Raw genomic sequence first — 13,741 nt, forward strand, 5'->3', positions numbered from 1 at the left:
GCCGTCGGGGCAGTGCGCCCACGGTGTTCCGCACGGCATCATGGACGCATGGGAACGGGCACCGGCCGCAGCCCGGACGGGGACGGAAGCGACGAAGAGGTCGCCCGCGCCACCGTCGGATCGGACCTGCTCGACTTCCGTTCCGGGCAGTTCCACGGAGATGTCGTGGGCAAGAAGGTGGAACACCACTTCCATCACGTCCCGGGCGCCTTGGCCATGCAGTCGCTCCCCGGCCCGGTACCGGGTTTCGTCGGACGTGACGCCGAGTTGCGGGCACTGCTGACCGCCCTGGACCCCGCCGAACCGGCCCGCGGTGCCGTCCTCGTGTCCTCGGTCACCGGACTCGGCGGCATCGGCAAGACCGCGCTCGCCCTGCAAGCCGCTCATGCCGCGCAGCGCCGCGGCTTCTTCCCCGCCGGGGTGGTCTTCCTCGACCTGCACGGCTACGACAACGTCCCCGTGACCCCGGAACAGGCGCTGGAACAGCTGCTGTTGGCACTCGGTGTCCCTCAGGACCACATGCCGGCGAGTGCCGACGCGCGTGCCGGGCTGTACCGCTCGATGCTGGCGGACGTCGCCGAGAAGCGGGGTGCGCTCCTGGTGGTCGTGGACAACGCCTCCCACTCCTCCCAGGTGAGACCGCTTCTGCCGGGCCACCCGTGTCACCGCGTGCTGCTCACCTCGCGTGACGTCCTGGCCCCATTGGGCGCGCGGTTGATGCGGTTGGGGGTGCTCTCCCCGGAACTGTCCGTGGAGGCGCTGGGAACGGCACTTCGGTCGGCCGACCCGACCGATGCGCGCATCACGCAGGAGCCCGGCCAGGCACGCCGACTGGCCGGGCTGTGCGGACACCTGCCCCTGGCCCTGCACATCGCCGCAGCGCTCCTCGTCAACGACCCCGCCAAGCCGATCGCGGAACTCGGGGACGAACTGGCCGACATGACCACACGCATCGACCACCTCGACGACGGTGAGCGAGCGATGAGGGCGGCCTTCGACATGTCGTACCGACGGCTGGCACCGGACCCGGCACGGCTGTTCGGCCTGATCGCCCTCGCGCCGGGGCCCGAGGCCGGCCCGGAGGCACTCGCCGCGCTCGGCGGGGCACCACCGGATCCACGGTCGCTCGACGTCCTCGTCCGGGCCCATCTGATCGAGACCGGCAGCAGCCGCGGTCGCTGGCGGACGCACGACCTGGTGCGTGCCTACGGTGTCTTCAGGACCCGGGAGAACGCCGCCCTGTCCGCGGACGCGCACGCCGCGCGAGCCCGCTTGCTCAGCCGGTACCACCAACGTGTCACCGACAGCCACGCCTACCTCCAGACACTGTCCGAACAGCCGCGCAGTGGTGGATTCACCGACCGCGAGGAGGCCCTGCGCTGGCTGGACACGGAACGTGAAGGGCTGGTCGCGGCCTCCCAGTGGGCCGTCGATCCGGACCATGCCGCGACCGGAGTGCGCTTCGCGCTCAGCCTGTGCCACTACCTGTCCTGGCGGCACCACTTCGACGACGCCGCCGAGGTGTACCAGCACGCGATCAAGGGAGCCCGCCTGCTGGGTGACCGGCTCTTCGAGGGAATGGCCCAGGACAACCTCGGCATGGCCCTTCGCTATCTGCGGCGGGGAGACGAGGCGATCGCCGCCCACCGGCGCGCCCTGGACCTCTTCCACGTGATCGGCGCGGTCCGGGAGGAGGGCACCGCTCGGTACAACCTGGGCAACGCCCTGCTGGAGGGACGCCACTTCGAACAGGCCCTGGACGCGTTCCAGGAAGCGGACACGCTGCTGCGCGCGTCGGGCGCCGTCCGTACCGCGGCCATGACCCAGAACGGGCTGGGTGTCCTGCGGTTCAGGATGGAGCACTTCGACGAGGCGCTGACGCATCTCGACGCCGCGAGGGCCGCGTACCGCTCGCTCGGGGACACGATCATGGAGGCCATCTCCACGAACAACCGGGCGCGCGTCCTGCGGAATCTGGGGCAGCTCGACGCCTCCCTCGAGGACCACACGCGATGCGTGACGTTCTTCCAGGGACTGGGCCACACGGAGCGCGCGGCGAGTGCGCGCAATGATCTCGCCCTCACTCTCCACGCGATGGGCAGATTCCCGGAGGCGATCGAGCAGCATACGAAGGCCCTCGATGTCGTCAGACAGCAGAAGGAGCAGTACCGCGAGGCCATGGTCCTCAACGATCTCGGCAGCACCTTACGGTCGGCGGGGCAGCACCGGAGCGCCGTCGACTGCCACGAACGGGCCTTGGCGCTGTTCCGTGACGTCTTCTTCGACACGTACGGCCAAGCCCGTTCGCTCGATCTCTGCGCCGCCGCGGTATTCGCCGCGGGTGACGTCGAGCGGGCGTCGCGGACCTGGCAGGACGCGGCCGCGCTGTACCGGCGCAGCGGCTCCGCGGACGCCGCGCGAGCGGCGATGCGACGGGTCACGGCCCTGGGTGTGCGCACGGGAGCCCTCCGGGCGGAGGCGGGCGATGACTGAACTGGCCCGGACCGCGTCGGTCGTCTTCCTGCAGCCCACCACGCTGTGCAACCTCGACTGCTCGTACTGCTATCTCCCGGACCGTGCCGCCCACCGGCGCATGTCGGTGGCGGTGGCCGACGCCGTGGCGCGCGGCGTGGCAGCCTGGTCGCTCCTGCATCCGGTACGCGTCGTCTGGCACGGCGGGGAGCCGCTCGCCCTCGGCACGCCGGGTTTCACCGAACTGATCGGACGGTTCGGCAGCGCCGGCGGCCGGGTCACTCACGCCGTACAGACCAACGCCACCCTGATCGACGACGCCTGGTGCGAGGTGTTCAACCGCCACCGGATCAGCGTGAACGTCAGCCTGGACGGCCCGAGACGCGCCAACGGTGCCCGGACCACCCGGGCCGGCCGGGAGAGCTTCGAACTCGCTCTTCGCGGCATCGCCGCACTGCGCGGACACGGCATTCCCTTCGGGGCCATCGCGGTGGTCGAGGACCCCGACCCCGCTGTCGCCGCGGAGCTGTACGACTGGTTCGTGGCGCTGGGGTGTCACTCGCTCGGCGTCAACATCGTGGAACGCAAGGGTGTCCACGCCGGCAGCCAGGTGGACGGCGAAGGAGTGACCGCCTTCTGGGCCGCCCTCGCCACTCACTGGCGATCCGACCAGCGCCTGCGGGTAAGGGAGTTCGACCACGCGCTGCGCCATGTCTCGGCGACGCTGGCCGGCACGGCCGATCGACGCGCTCTGGCCCCGCACGATCCCATGCCCATGATCGGCTGGGACGGCGAAGTCACGGTGCTGGGTCCGGATCTGGCGGGGTTCTCCTCCCGGCGCCACGGCCCCTTCACCGTGGGCAATGTGAAGGACGCCGAGCTCGTGGACCTGGTACGGCGGGCGCCGCAGGCTTCCTGGGTGGCCGAGATCGTGCGAGGCTTCGCGGCCTGTCGGGCCACCTGCGGCCACTTCAGCTACTGCCTCGGCGGCCGGCCGGCGAACAAGTACTTCGAGACCGGCCGATTCGACGCCACAGAGACCGCGTACTGCCGCAACAGCAAGAAACGACTCATGGAAGGGCTGCTCCGCAGTGTCGGACACACCTGAAATCAGCGAGAACCTCTCACAACGCATCGAAGCACAGCGGGCCGCCCTGGCATCCCTGCTGGCTCAGAGCGGAGTCACGGCCTCGCCTGCCGCAGCCGAGGGGATGCCACCGCGGGCGGACGTGCTGCTCTCCGGTGACGCAAACCCCTGGCACGACGGCCGCAGGGAGGAGAGGGAGGAGAAGAAGGAAGAGGAGAAGAAGGACGGGACCGACTAGGGCCCGAACTGCCCTTCCCGGAAAAGCCCCCCGCACATTGCTTCGATGCCGCGGCCGGCCGACGAGTCCTCGGCTACGTCCCGCAGGGCGGTCACGTGGCCAAGGCGGTCGTCGCCGACCGCCACTTGGTCGCGTTGCCGCCCTGGTGACCACGGAGCTGCTCGACCTCACGGCGCGTGGCCGCCGGCGAAGCCGACCGGCCGGATCGTCCGGCCCCACGACCCCGGGTACACGGACGCACGCCTGGGCCGGGACCAGCTCTTCTCCCACTGTCCGCTGATCATCGTCTTCGCCCAGAACACCCAGGACGTGGTCAACGCCCTGACGTGGGCACGGCAGCACGATACCGCGGTGCGGGTCCGCAGCGGCCGCCACAGCCTTGAGGGCTGGTCGAACGTCGACGCCGGCCTCGTGATCGACGTCAGCGAACCGAAGTCGGTCCACATCGACGCCCACGCCCGCGTCGCGACCGTCGGCTCCGGGCTCAACCAGAGCGAAGCGGTGACCGCGCTCGCGAAGCGGAACTTCGCGGTGACGACGGGGTCCGAAGCAAGCGTGGGTCTGTCCGGCGCCACGCTCGGAGGCGGCTTCGGCTTCCTGACCCGCTGGATCGGCACGGCCTGCGACAGCCTCATCGGCGCCGAGATCGTCGTCGCGGACGGCGACGAGTGCGCCAGGGCGCTCAAGGTCGACCTGGACCACCACTCGGATCTGCTGTGGGCGCTGCGCGGCGCGGGCAACGGCAACTTCGGGATCGTCACCTCCCTCACCTACAAGCCCGCCCCGCTGAGGAGCGTCACGTATCTGACGGCCACGTGGGACGGGACCAGCAACCTGCGCGGGATCTTCGAGACCTACCAGCGCATCGCGCCGTTCACCGACAACCGCCTCGGCACCCAGCTCGAAGCCCACCGGAACCAGATCCTGCTGTTCGGGGTCCTCCCGGAGGGAACCCCCGCGGAGGCGAAGAGGCTGCCGGCCCCGCTCCTGTCGATCGACAGCCCCCAGGTCACGGCGCAGGCGGGCAACTGGGGCGACGTCTGCTCGGGATTCCAGGTCCCGATCGAGCTCGAGCCGGCCAACTGGAAGCTCTTCTCGCAGTTCGCCAGGAAGCCGTTCCCGACCGAGGCGATCGACATCGTCACGTCGTACGTCAGGAGCGCCCCCACGGACGACAGCAACTACTTCGTCCAGGCCTTCGGCGGGAACGTCAGGAGGCCCCCGCGCGACGGCACCTCGTTCCCGCACCGCGACGCGCTCTTCTACGCCGAGCCCGGTGTCGGCTGGGGCAAGCGCAGTGACCAGCCGGGCATCTGCGACCCGCTCACCCCGGAGGCGCAGGCCTGGATCGCCGAGTTCAGCCAGAAGCTGCGCCCGTACGTGAACGGCGCCTACGTCAACGTGCCGAACATCGGTACGCAGGACTGGGAGACCGCCTACCGGCGGAACAACTTCGCCCGCCTGCGCAAGATCAAGGCGAAGTACGACCCGCAGAACGTCTTCCAGTACGACCAGAGCATCCCGCCCGCGGTCTGCCGACCGAGCGCCGGCGGAGCCCCCCTCCCAAGCGGCGAGGGGGGCTCCGCCATGTCTCGGCTTGGCGCGGCGGCTTAGCCGGCGCAGCAGCCGTCGCAGGTGGCGTCGGGGGCGGCGCTCTTGCCGAGGGTGTCCGCGTCGGCCTTCACGACGTAGACCTCCCACGGTTCCCGGCCGGGTCCGTGCACCCACACCTTGTCCTGGAGGGCGTAGCAGCAGGAGGTGTCGTTCTCCTCGAAGGTGGCCAGGCCGGCGCCCTTGAGGCGGTCGCCGGCGGCGTGGACCTGGTCGGTGGACTCGACCTCGACGCCGAGGTGGTCGAGCCGGGTCTCCTCGCCGGGGGCGCCCTCGATCAGGACGAGCTTGAGCGGGGGCTCGGTGAGGGCGAAGTTGGCGTAGCCCTCGCGCCGCTTGGCCGGTTCGGTGCCGAAGAGCTTCGCGTAGAAGGTGATCGACGCTTCCAGGTCACTGACCCGCAGGGCGAGCTGAGCACGGGACATTTCAGAACTCCCATCGGCTTGCATTGATGTTTATCGATGCAACCTTGCGCCCTGGATCGAAGGATGTCAACATAGACGTATGTCAAAGCAAGAGCTTGTGGTCCTCGGCCAGGACGACGAGAACGGCACATGTTGCCCCGGCCTGGTGACCGCCCCGCTGGACGACGGCCAGGCTGCCGAGCTGGCCAGGCTGTTCAAGGCCCTGGGCGATCCGGTGCGGCTGCGGCTGCTGTCGATGATCGCGTCGCGGGCGGGCGGTGAGGTATGTGTCTGTGATCTGACCCCGGCCTTCGAGCTGTCCCAGCCGACGATCTCGCACCACCTCAAGCTGCTGCGGCAGGCCGGTCTGATCGACTGCGAGCGACGCGGCACCTGGGTCTACTACTGGGCGCTGCCTGCCACTCTCGACCGGCTCGCCGACTTCCTGCGGACATCGAGCACGGCCGGGACTGACGCGTGAGCGTCCCGCTGGGCCGCCGGGTCGCCGCCGAGGCGGTCGGCTCCGCCGCCCTGGTCGCGGTGGTCGTCGGCTCCGGCATCCAGGCCACCGAGCTGACCCATGACGTGGGCGTGCAACTGCTCGCGAACTCGCTGGCGACGGTCTTCGGGCTCGGCGTGCTGATCGCGCTCCTGGGGCCGGTCTCCGGCGCGCACTTCAACCCCGTCGTCACGCTCGCCGCCTGGGTCACCGGCCGCCGCACCGGGGACGGACCGACCGCGCGCGACGTTGCCGCGTACCTGCCGGCCCAGGTCGCGGGAGCTGTCGCGGGTGCGGTCCTGGCGGACGCGATGTTCGGCAGGCCGCTCGTGCGGTGGTCCACCCACGACCGTTTCGCCGGTCATCTGTGGCTGGGCGAAGTGGTCGCGACCGCCGGGCTCGTCCTGCTGATCCTCGGCCTGGGCCGCACCGGTCAGGCCCGCCACGCACCCGTGGCCGTGGCCGCCTACATCGGCGCGGCGTACTGGTTCACGTCGTCGACCTCGTTCGCGAACCCCGCGGTCAGCATCGGGCGGGCCTTCACCGACACCTTCGCCGGAATCTCGCCCGGCTCCCTCGGTCCGTTCATCGCGGCCCAACTGCTGGGCGCTGTACTGGGGATGGGGCTGCTGCTCGCGGTCTTCGGACACCCGGCACCCGCACCGGCCGAACCCGCGGACCCTCAGGGCGAACCCGGCGGCCTCCAGGGCGAACCCGCCGACGTCCAGCGCGAACCCGAGCCCGCCGCCCCCGCACTCCCCTGACCTGCCCGCCGCCAGAAAGCGCACCCGCCATGAACACCTCCGCCGAACAGCCGTCCGTCCTCTTCGTCTGCGTGCACAACGCCGGGCGCTCCCAGATGGCAGCCGCGTTCCTCACCCACCTCGCGGGCGAACGCGTCCACGTACGCTCCGCCGGGTCCGCCCCCGCCACCACGGTCAACCCGGCCGTCGTCGAGGCCATGGCCGAGGTCGGCATCGACGTCTCGGCCGAGGTGCCGAAGACGCTCACGGTCGAAGCCGTGCACGCCTCGGACGTCGTCATCACGATGGGCTGCGGCGACACCTGCCCGGTCTTCCCCGGCAAGCGCTACCTCGACTGGGAGCTCCCGGATCCGGCCGGGCAGGGCGTCGCCGCCGTGCGGCCCATCCGCGACGAGATCGAAAAGCGCATCCGCGAACTGATCGACGAGATCGCCCCGGTGGGCCGAGCGTGAGCGTTCCGCCCGGCCTGCGCATCACGGCCATGGACCCCGGACACGCCGCCGAGGTCCTGGCGATCCATCAACTCGGCATCGACGAGGGAGACGCCACTTTCGAGACGGCGGCACCCACCTGGGAGCACTTCGACGCCACCAAGCTGCCCGGCCACCGACACGTCGCCGTCGACGACTCGGGCCGGGTACTCGGCTGGGTCGCCGCGGTGACGGTGTCGGACCGGTGCGTGTACGCGGGGGTGGTCGAGCACTCGGTGTACGTCCACCCCGACGCCCGCGGCCGCGGCATCGGCTCGGCGCTGCTGAGCGCCCTGATCGCGTCGACCGAGGCGGCGGGCGTCTGGACCATTCAGTCGGGCATCTTCCCCGAGAACACCGGCAGCCTGGCCCTCCACCGGAGGGCCGGCTTCCGTGTCATCGGCACGCGCGAACGCATCGGCAGGCACCACGGGGTGTGGCGCGACGTCGTGCTGATCGAGCGTCGCAGCCCTGCTGTCGCATAGGCGTCGCAGGCCGGTCTCGACGCCTCGCCCGGCCCTTCCGGCCGTCAGACGGGACAGCCGGGCCCGGTGGTGGGGTTGGTGCAGGTGTTGAGGCCGGGGCCGCCGTCGTTGCGGTTGGTGCCGGAACCGCCGTCGAGGCTGTCGTTGCCGTCGGCTCCGAAGGCGATGTCGTTGCCGTCGTCGCCGGAGATGTTGTCGCCGCCGTCGAGGCCGTCGTCACCGTCGCCTCCGGAGAGGGTGTCAGGGCCGGAGCCGCCGTCGAGGCTGTCGTCGTCGGCCTGCCCCGACAGGGTGTCGCTGCCGTCACCGCCGGAGAGGACGTCGTCGCCGTTGCCGCCGTCGAGTTGGTCGTTGCCGCTGCCGCCGAAGAGGACGTCGCTGCCGCCTCCGCCGGACAGGCTGTCGTTGCCGGAATCGCCGCAGATACGGTCGTTGCCGCCCAGACCGTCGACGCGGTCGTCCCCGCCCAGCGCGACGATCACGTCGTTGCCCGGGGTGCCCACGATGCTGTCGTCGCGGTTCGTGCCGACGATCGTCGCGGGCACGCCTTCACAGGTCGGGACGGCAGCGACCGTCACCATGGCGGGTGGACGTGCGGCGCCCGTGACGAGGCCCGCGGTCGCCAAGGCCGGCGCAGTCAGCAGCAGGCGGCGGGCTCCGGGGCGCGCGTCCCGGGCCATGGCCGAGGCGGTGTCTCCATCGGGACGCTTGTTCCGGCGGACCAACAGATCCAGTTCCATCGTCGTGCACCCTTCAACGGGAGATCGGTTCCCGTACAGCAGGCCACGTCCCGGCCTTTTCCAGGTCAGGCCCCGGCACAACACAGAAAGAATCACTCCCGCGGCTCCCCGGTCCGGGCTCTGCTGGAGCGCACGGGCGAGGAGAGTCGCGCCGCTCGACTCACGGGTCACTGGACGGTCGGACCTCACGCGGGGTTTCCCGGACCCCGGCACCTGCGGGGCTCAGCCGGGGACCTCTTCCCCGTCCCCGTCCCCGTCCTCGTTCTCGAAGTCGCCCACCGGGACGAGCCTTTCGACGAAGGAGCGGAAGTCCGGGGCGAGGGTCAGTTCTGTGTCGCGGTCCGCGTCGAACCAGACGACCGAGGGTTCGCCGTGCCGGCCGCAGGCCCGGTAGTCGAGTCCGATGAAGCATGCCGCGCCGGCAGCGGACACCAGGACCACCGCGGCCGGAAGACCCCATTCCCCGACCAGGTAGGGGCTGTCGAGCAGAGAGAGCGTGCCCTCACGGCCGCCGATGCCCATCACGAAGTCGACCGGAACGTGGTCGGTGCTCCACGAGGTCGGTTCGCTCGTCGGGAAGGCGTCCCGGCTCTCCGCGACCACGCCTCCGTTGCGATGGCGCAGCAGGTCGAGCAGGGAAGCGGGGAGCGTGACCCGCAGCAGCCGCTCGGCCTCCGCGATCGCCTCGTCCGTCAACGGTGGCTGGACGACGGCCTCGCCGTCGATGTCCCACAGGGAGCGGCAGAGATCCTCGAAGCGCGCCATGCCCGGCATGATACGAGCGGGCCGCCGGCGTCCGGTCTCCGTCCTGATCGGCAGCGTCGAGCAGGAGCACCGAGTACGGCATGGGATGCGCGGCGGCCGGCGGCGCCGCCGGGAGCAGCGCCGCCCGGACCGCCACCGCGACCCCGACCGTCATGCGCGGTGCCGATGACAGCCGGAGCCGCGGGCGGACCATCAGAACGAGAACTCTCCGCCGTAGTCGCGGGTGTGGTCGCGGTACACGGTGTGGTAGTGGACCTGGTTGCGGTAGATCACGCCGTTCTGGCAGACGAACTCGACCCAGACCCCGGGCCCGTCGATGCGTACGTAGTCACCCTGGCTACTCAGGGCGGAGCTGCCGGAGTACGAGATGTAGGTCGCGTCGAGTTCCGACTGGTACGTCGCCAGCAGTGAGGCTGCGGTCGTGTCGTCCGCCACCTTCACCCACGGCGTCAGCGCCGCGAGCACCAATTGCTTCTGGGCGTCGGACAGTTGGCTGACCAGGAGGCCCTGCTTGGTCGCCGGGAAGGTGCCGTCCTTCGCCGGGCCGAGCAGCACGTCGCCGAACGACTGGGACAGCTTGGCCTGCGCCAGCTGGGTGGTGCTCAGGCTACTCAGCATGGCGAGCATCCCGTCGCGCATGCCCTTCAGCGGCGCATACGTGGTGCCGTCGCTCCCGGTCCAGCTGGACGGCTCCACGCCGACGAAGTACGGGGTGGTGCCTTCTACTTGGCCGTCGGCATAGGTGAGGTTGACGGCGAGGTGGTGGCCGCCGAAGTGCAGCTGCCAGGTGCCGGTGGTGCTGGGCGTGCCCAGGAAGGCCAGGTAGTAGTTGCCGCTGCCGTAGCCGCTCGCGCTCTTGCCGAGGACGTCGTCGGCCGCGAGGATCTGTGAGACCTGGCCGTAGCCGGTGCCGCTGCCCGTGCCGGTGGCCGCCTGGACGACCGCCTTGGCGGCGGCCAACTGTGTGGTGCTGAGCGTGCTGAACTGGATGCCGACCCGACAGGACGAACCGCAGGGCAGGTTCGACCAGGCCGTGGCGTTGGCCTCCGTGAATCCGAGGAGCACCTTGCTCTTCTGGGTCGTGCTCAGCGTGGCCAGGAACGTGTTCGCCGCGGTGACCACGTCGGAGACGGCTGCGGTCGGGGCGGCCGCGGCGGCCGACGCGCTGGACACGGACCGCGTCGGGGCGCTCTCGGCGTAGGCATGCGCGTAGACCCCGCCGAGGGCGAGGGCGGTTCCTGCGGCGCAGGCCACGCTCATCCGCTTCCACCTGCCTGATGACCCGCGCTGGGTGATGTCTTCTGACACCGTGCCAGTCCCTTCGGAAGTAGGATTGTGGGGGACTTCCTCCTCCGCCACCCCTGGACGCGATTGTCATGCACCAGACAATGACGGAGCGGGGTGCAGTCGACCAGCCGAGCCTGTGGATTACGTCGCCGGATGCTGGGAGTCACCTGTCAGCTGTTTGCAGTGGAGAACTCTGTCCGGATTCCGTCAGTTCCGCATCCCGAGACCCGGGCCCGACGCCATGGCGCCGGGTCCGGGTCCGGACCCGTGGCTAGGGCGTGTTTCGAAAGTAGCGTCGTCCGCCCGAAGGGCGGGCCCGGCGGCGTCCGGTGCGTGCGATCGCAAGGCGGAGGGTCACCCCGATACTGGCTGTATCGGGGCGATCCCGACAACGCGGCTGGGGGTGCCCCTCCGGGAGAGCGCGTGCCAGGCGTCGCCGGGCAGACGGGCCTTTCGAAACACGCCCTAGTCGGCCGGCAGGCTCTCCCGCATCGCCTTGGCGGTCGTCGCCGGGTCGTAGTTCTCGGGGACGCCCTCGACCAGGATGACGTCGCCCTCGATGTGTCGTGAGCGCAATGGCGCGATCTCCCGATACGCAGGCGAGTCCCACCAGGCCCGCGCCTCGGCGATCCCGGGGAAACCGATCACCACGACATGCCCGGGCCAGCTGCCCTCCTTCACTTCGTGCTGTGTGGCGTGCACCAGGAATCGGCCGCCGTGCGGTGCGAGGGTGGCGGTGATGCGCTCGATGTACTCGGCGATCTCCGGGACCGGGGTGGCCTCTTGCAGGTGCGCTATCGCATAGGCGGGCATGATGTCCTTCCCTTCGGTCGGGCTCCGTACGTCACCGATCATGGCATGCGCGAGCGCCTGGAGTGGACAGCCCGTCGGGCAGGGGTCCCACCCTCGTGGTGACCGCCGGTGTGCGACTGATTTTAGCTATCGATCGCTATGGTTGATCCCTTCAGAGGGCGGCACTTGATCGGAATGAATCGCCAAGCAGCGCTTCGAATAAGGGTCATTGGAGTGCGTGCAAGGTGTTGACCCGTCGCCGCGTTGCTCATAATTTACCTAGCGCTCGCTAAGTACAGATGAAAGCAAAGCACGTCGAGTGGCAGCCCATCGGCATCCCGTCCCGAGGAGAGCGCCATGCGCAAGAGCAGCTGGATTCTGACCGGGTCGGCCGCGGTCCTGGTGGCCGCGTCGGCACTCACCCGGTTCGGGGTCTATCCCGACCTGCACCAGATACCGTCCGACGCCGACACCACGTTCCGCTACGAGGGCACCGCCTCCCTGCTCGACGCCCCCGCCCTGGCGGCCGGTGATCAGACCCATGCGTTCCTCACGGACCTGCCGGTGACCCTGGACTGGCGCATCGCCGTCAAGGACACCGACGGCAGCACCGCCGTGGTCCTCGACGACGCGGTGCTGCGGGGTCCGGACGGCAAGCCGTTGAACTCCGCCAAGCACGTCTGGGCGGTGGACCGGCGCACTCTCGCGGATCGCCCGGCTCCCGCCGGCTCCGGCGCCGAGAAGCACACGGGGTTGGTGTTCTCCTGGCCGCTGGACCCCCAGAAGCGCGACTACCGCTTCTGGGACACCGGCATCCGAAGGACGGTGCCCGCCCGGTACACGGGACAGGAGTCGGTGAACGGCCGCGACGCCTACCGGTACGACGTCAAGGCCACGGGCCCCCTCGCCGACCCCGCCACCGTCAACGCTCTGCCCAAGGCCCTCCCCCGCAGCGCGGTGACGTCCCTCTCCGCCGCGCTGCCCGCGGCCCAACGGCCCGACAAAGCGGTGCTCGCCACCCTGCCCGAGACCGTCCCCCTCACCTACACCTCCACCACCGTGCGCACCGGCTGGGTCGACGCGAGCACCGGTCTGGCCCTGAACGGCGCCCTCCACCAGACGGTGCTCGCCCGGACGGAGGGCGCGGGCGGCCCGGTCATGCTGTTCCCCGTGACCGACGTCGCCGTCAAGGGCAGCGACGCCTCGGTGCACAGGCAGGCTGACGACGCCGCGACCGCGCAGCGTGTGTGGTGGTGGCTGAGCACCGGTGTCCCGCTGGGTCTGCTCGCCGTCGCCGCCCTGCTGACGGCCCTCGCGATCCGGTTCGCCCGCCGCCGGGTCGCCGGCCGCAGTCCGGCCGAGGACGAGCCCGGGGGTGCCCCGGTGCCGACCGTCTGACCCCACCGTCGGCAGCCTCCTGCGCACCGTACGGGACGGCATCAGCGAGGCAGGGTGACGAGCCCCGTCTCATAGGCGGTGATGACGAGTTGGACCCGGTCCCGGGCGCCCAGTTTGGTGAGCAGGCGGGAAGGGCCTCGCGCGCCTGTGCTGGCTGGGTCTGGATGACCCGGCTGCCCACTCCGGCCTGGATGGCGACGATGCCAATGCTGTGCGCAACCATGTCGTGCAACTCCCTTGCGATTCGCAACCGTTCGGCGATCACCGCCTCAGCCACCTCCTGTGCCCGCAGCGCCATCGCGTGTTCGCGGCGCTCGCGACTCAGCAGGCCGGCCAGGCAGGACGCGGCGAGCGCCAGGAGGGGGATCACCTCGTTGACGGCCAGAGCGTCCCCGTGCGAAAAGGCTCCGATCACCAGGAGTTGCACGGCGAACACCACGGACACGGCCGCGATCGAAGCGCGTCGTAGGCAGGTGGCGACGATGAGACCCAGCACGAGGTCCACCGCCAGATACGACAGGAACTGGCCCTGGTACGACGTCGCCAGCCTCTCCCGGCCGGAGTTCGGCGGGCCCACCACCACGGCAGTGGAACCGAGGAGAGCCAGGGCCAGGGCAAGCAGCGCCCCGACCCCGTGGACCGTGCCCGACGCCCGCGGCACGGCCCCCACCGGCAGGCCCACCACCAGGAGGTAGGAAGCACCCCCCGCCCAGGCCATGGCCATGGTTC

The 13,741-nt window shown here is 70.4% G+C and carries 15 protein-coding genes and 2 pseudogenes; 10 read left to right on the forward strand and 7 right to left on the reverse strand.

Annotated elements, in window-relative coordinates; all coding sequences use genetic code 11:
• Positions 1 to 48: 48 nt before the first annotated feature.
• Genes ACWC24_RS27540 through ACWC24_RS27555 form a run of 4 tightly spaced genes read left to right on the forward strand, consistent with a single transcriptional unit; the run spans position 49 to position 5,411 of the window.
• The gene (locus ACWC24_RS27540; protein WP_450665567.1) at positions 49 to 2,493 is read left to right on the forward strand and encodes a tetratricopeptide repeat protein; all 2,445 of its coding nucleotides are present in this window, start codon (positions 49 to 51) and stop codon (positions 2,491 to 2,493) included.
• A complete protein-coding gene (gene amcB / locus ACWC24_RS27545; RefSeq protein ID WP_450665568.1) occupies positions 2,486 to 3,580 on the forward strand; it encodes a cyclophane-forming radical SAM peptide maturase AmcB in 1,095 nt (364 codons plus the stop codon). Before ACWC24_RS27540 ends, amcB begins: the two co-directional genes overlap by 8 nt.
• Positions 3,564 to 3,797 carry a hypothetical protein gene (locus ACWC24_RS27550; protein ID WP_450665569.1) on the forward strand — a complete coding sequence of 78 codons (234 nt, stop codon included), beginning with the start codon at positions 3,564 to 3,566 and terminating at the stop codon, positions 3,795 to 3,797. Before amcB ends, ACWC24_RS27550 begins: the two co-directional genes overlap by 17 nt.
• Before the next feature lie 45 nt (positions 3,798 to 3,842).
• Positions 3,843 to 5,411, forward strand: coding sequence for an FAD-binding oxidoreductase (locus tag ACWC24_RS27555; protein ID WP_450665570.1), 1,569 nt, complete (start codon positions 3,843 to 3,845; stop codon positions 5,409 to 5,411).
• Here ACWC24_RS27555 and ACWC24_RS27560 read toward each other — a convergent pair.
• Positions 5,408 to 5,833 carry an ArsI/CadI family heavy metal resistance metalloenzyme gene (locus tag ACWC24_RS27560; protein WP_450665571.1) on the reverse strand — a complete coding sequence of 142 codons (426 nt, stop codon included), beginning with the start codon at positions 5,831 to 5,833 and terminating at the stop codon, positions 5,408 to 5,410. The genes ACWC24_RS27555 and ACWC24_RS27560 overlap by 4 nt on opposite strands.
• A 79-nt stretch (positions 5,834 to 5,912) precedes the next feature.
• On the opposite strand from ACWC24_RS27560, the gene ACWC24_RS27565 reads away from it, so the two are divergent.
• The 4 genes from ACWC24_RS27565 to ACWC24_RS27580 are packed head-to-tail and all read left to right on the forward strand — an operon-like array spanning position 5,913 to position 8,030.
• The gene (locus ACWC24_RS27565) at positions 5,913 to 6,293 is read left to right on the forward strand and encodes an ArsR/SmtB family transcription factor (protein WP_450665572.1); all 381 of its coding nucleotides are present in this window, start codon (positions 5,913 to 5,915) and stop codon (positions 6,291 to 6,293) included.
• On the forward strand, positions 6,290 to 7,075 hold the full coding sequence (locus tag ACWC24_RS27570) for an aquaporin (protein ID WP_450665573.1): 786 nt from the start codon (positions 6,290 to 6,292) through the stop codon (positions 7,073 to 7,075). The genes ACWC24_RS27565 and ACWC24_RS27570 overlap by 4 nt, the downstream gene beginning before the upstream one ends.
• A 29-nt stretch (positions 7,076 to 7,104) precedes the next feature.
• Positions 7,105 to 7,527 carry an arsenate reductase ArsC gene (locus tag ACWC24_RS27575; RefSeq protein WP_450665574.1) on the forward strand — a complete coding sequence of 141 codons (423 nt, stop codon included), beginning with the start codon at positions 7,105 to 7,107 and terminating at the stop codon, positions 7,525 to 7,527.
• 29 nt (positions 7,528 to 7,556) lie between these two features.
• On the forward strand, positions 7,557 to 8,030 hold the full coding sequence (locus ACWC24_RS27580; RefSeq protein ID WP_450665654.1) for an N-acetyltransferase family protein: 474 nt from the start codon (positions 7,557 to 7,559) through the stop codon (positions 8,028 to 8,030).
• Positions 8,031 to 8,074: 44 nt separating this feature from the next.
• On the opposite strand, the gene ACWC24_RS27585 is transcribed toward ACWC24_RS27580, so the two are convergent.
• From ACWC24_RS27585 to ACWC24_RS27600, 4 genes are all read right to left on the reverse strand, one after another.
• Positions 8,075 to 8,770, reverse strand: coding sequence for a calcium-binding protein (locus ACWC24_RS27585; protein WP_450665575.1), 696 nt, complete (start codon positions 8,768 to 8,770; stop codon positions 8,075 to 8,077).
• Positions 8,771 to 8,992: 222 nt separating this feature from the next.
• The gene (locus tag ACWC24_RS27590; protein ID WP_450665576.1) at positions 8,993 to 9,535 is read right to left on the reverse strand and encodes an SMI1/KNR4 family protein; all 543 of its coding nucleotides are present in this window, start codon (positions 9,533 to 9,535) and stop codon (positions 8,993 to 8,995) included.
• A gap of 192 nt (positions 9,536 to 9,727) precedes the next feature.
• Positions 9,728 to 10,795 (reverse strand): DUF3500 domain-containing protein, encoded by a 1,068-nt coding sequence (locus ACWC24_RS27595; RefSeq protein WP_450665577.1) that lies wholly within the window; start codon positions 10,793 to 10,795, stop codon positions 9,728 to 9,730.
• Between the two features lie 492 nt (positions 10,796 to 11,287).
• Positions 11,288 to 11,635, reverse strand: a complete 348-nt coding sequence (locus ACWC24_RS27600; RefSeq protein WP_450665578.1) for a DUF1330 domain-containing protein — start codon at positions 11,633 to 11,635, stop codon at positions 11,288 to 11,290.
• Between the two features lie 336 nt (positions 11,636 to 11,971).
• On the opposite strand from ACWC24_RS27600, the gene ACWC24_RS27605 reads away from it, so the two are divergent.
• Positions 11,972 to 13,012, forward strand: a complete 1,041-nt coding sequence (locus ACWC24_RS27605; RefSeq protein ID WP_450665579.1) for a porin PorA family protein — start codon at positions 11,972 to 11,974, stop codon at positions 13,010 to 13,012.
• Positions 13,013 to 13,053: 41 nt separating this feature from the next.
• On the opposite strand, the pseudogene ACWC24_RS27610 reads toward ACWC24_RS27605, so the two are convergent.
• Both ACWC24_RS27610 and ACWC24_RS27615 read right to left on the reverse strand, forming a co-directional pair.
• A pseudogene (locus tag ACWC24_RS27610) lies at positions 13,054 to 13,143 on the reverse strand (DNA-binding response regulator); the annotation flags it as partial.
• A 56-nt stretch (positions 13,144 to 13,199) separates the two neighbouring features.
• Positions 13,200 to 13,310: pseudogene (locus tag ACWC24_RS27615) on the reverse strand (histidine kinase); the annotation flags it as partial.
• Between the two features lie 184 nt (positions 13,311 to 13,494).
• Between ACWC24_RS27615 and ACWC24_RS27620 the strand changes: the two are divergent.
• Positions 13,495 to 13,707, forward strand: coding sequence for a hypothetical protein (locus ACWC24_RS27620; protein WP_450665656.1), 213 nt, complete (start codon positions 13,495 to 13,497; stop codon positions 13,705 to 13,707).
• Positions 13,708 to 13,741: the final 34 nt, after the last annotated feature.

Source organism: Streptomyces sp. NPDC001443 (assembly GCF_053597355.1).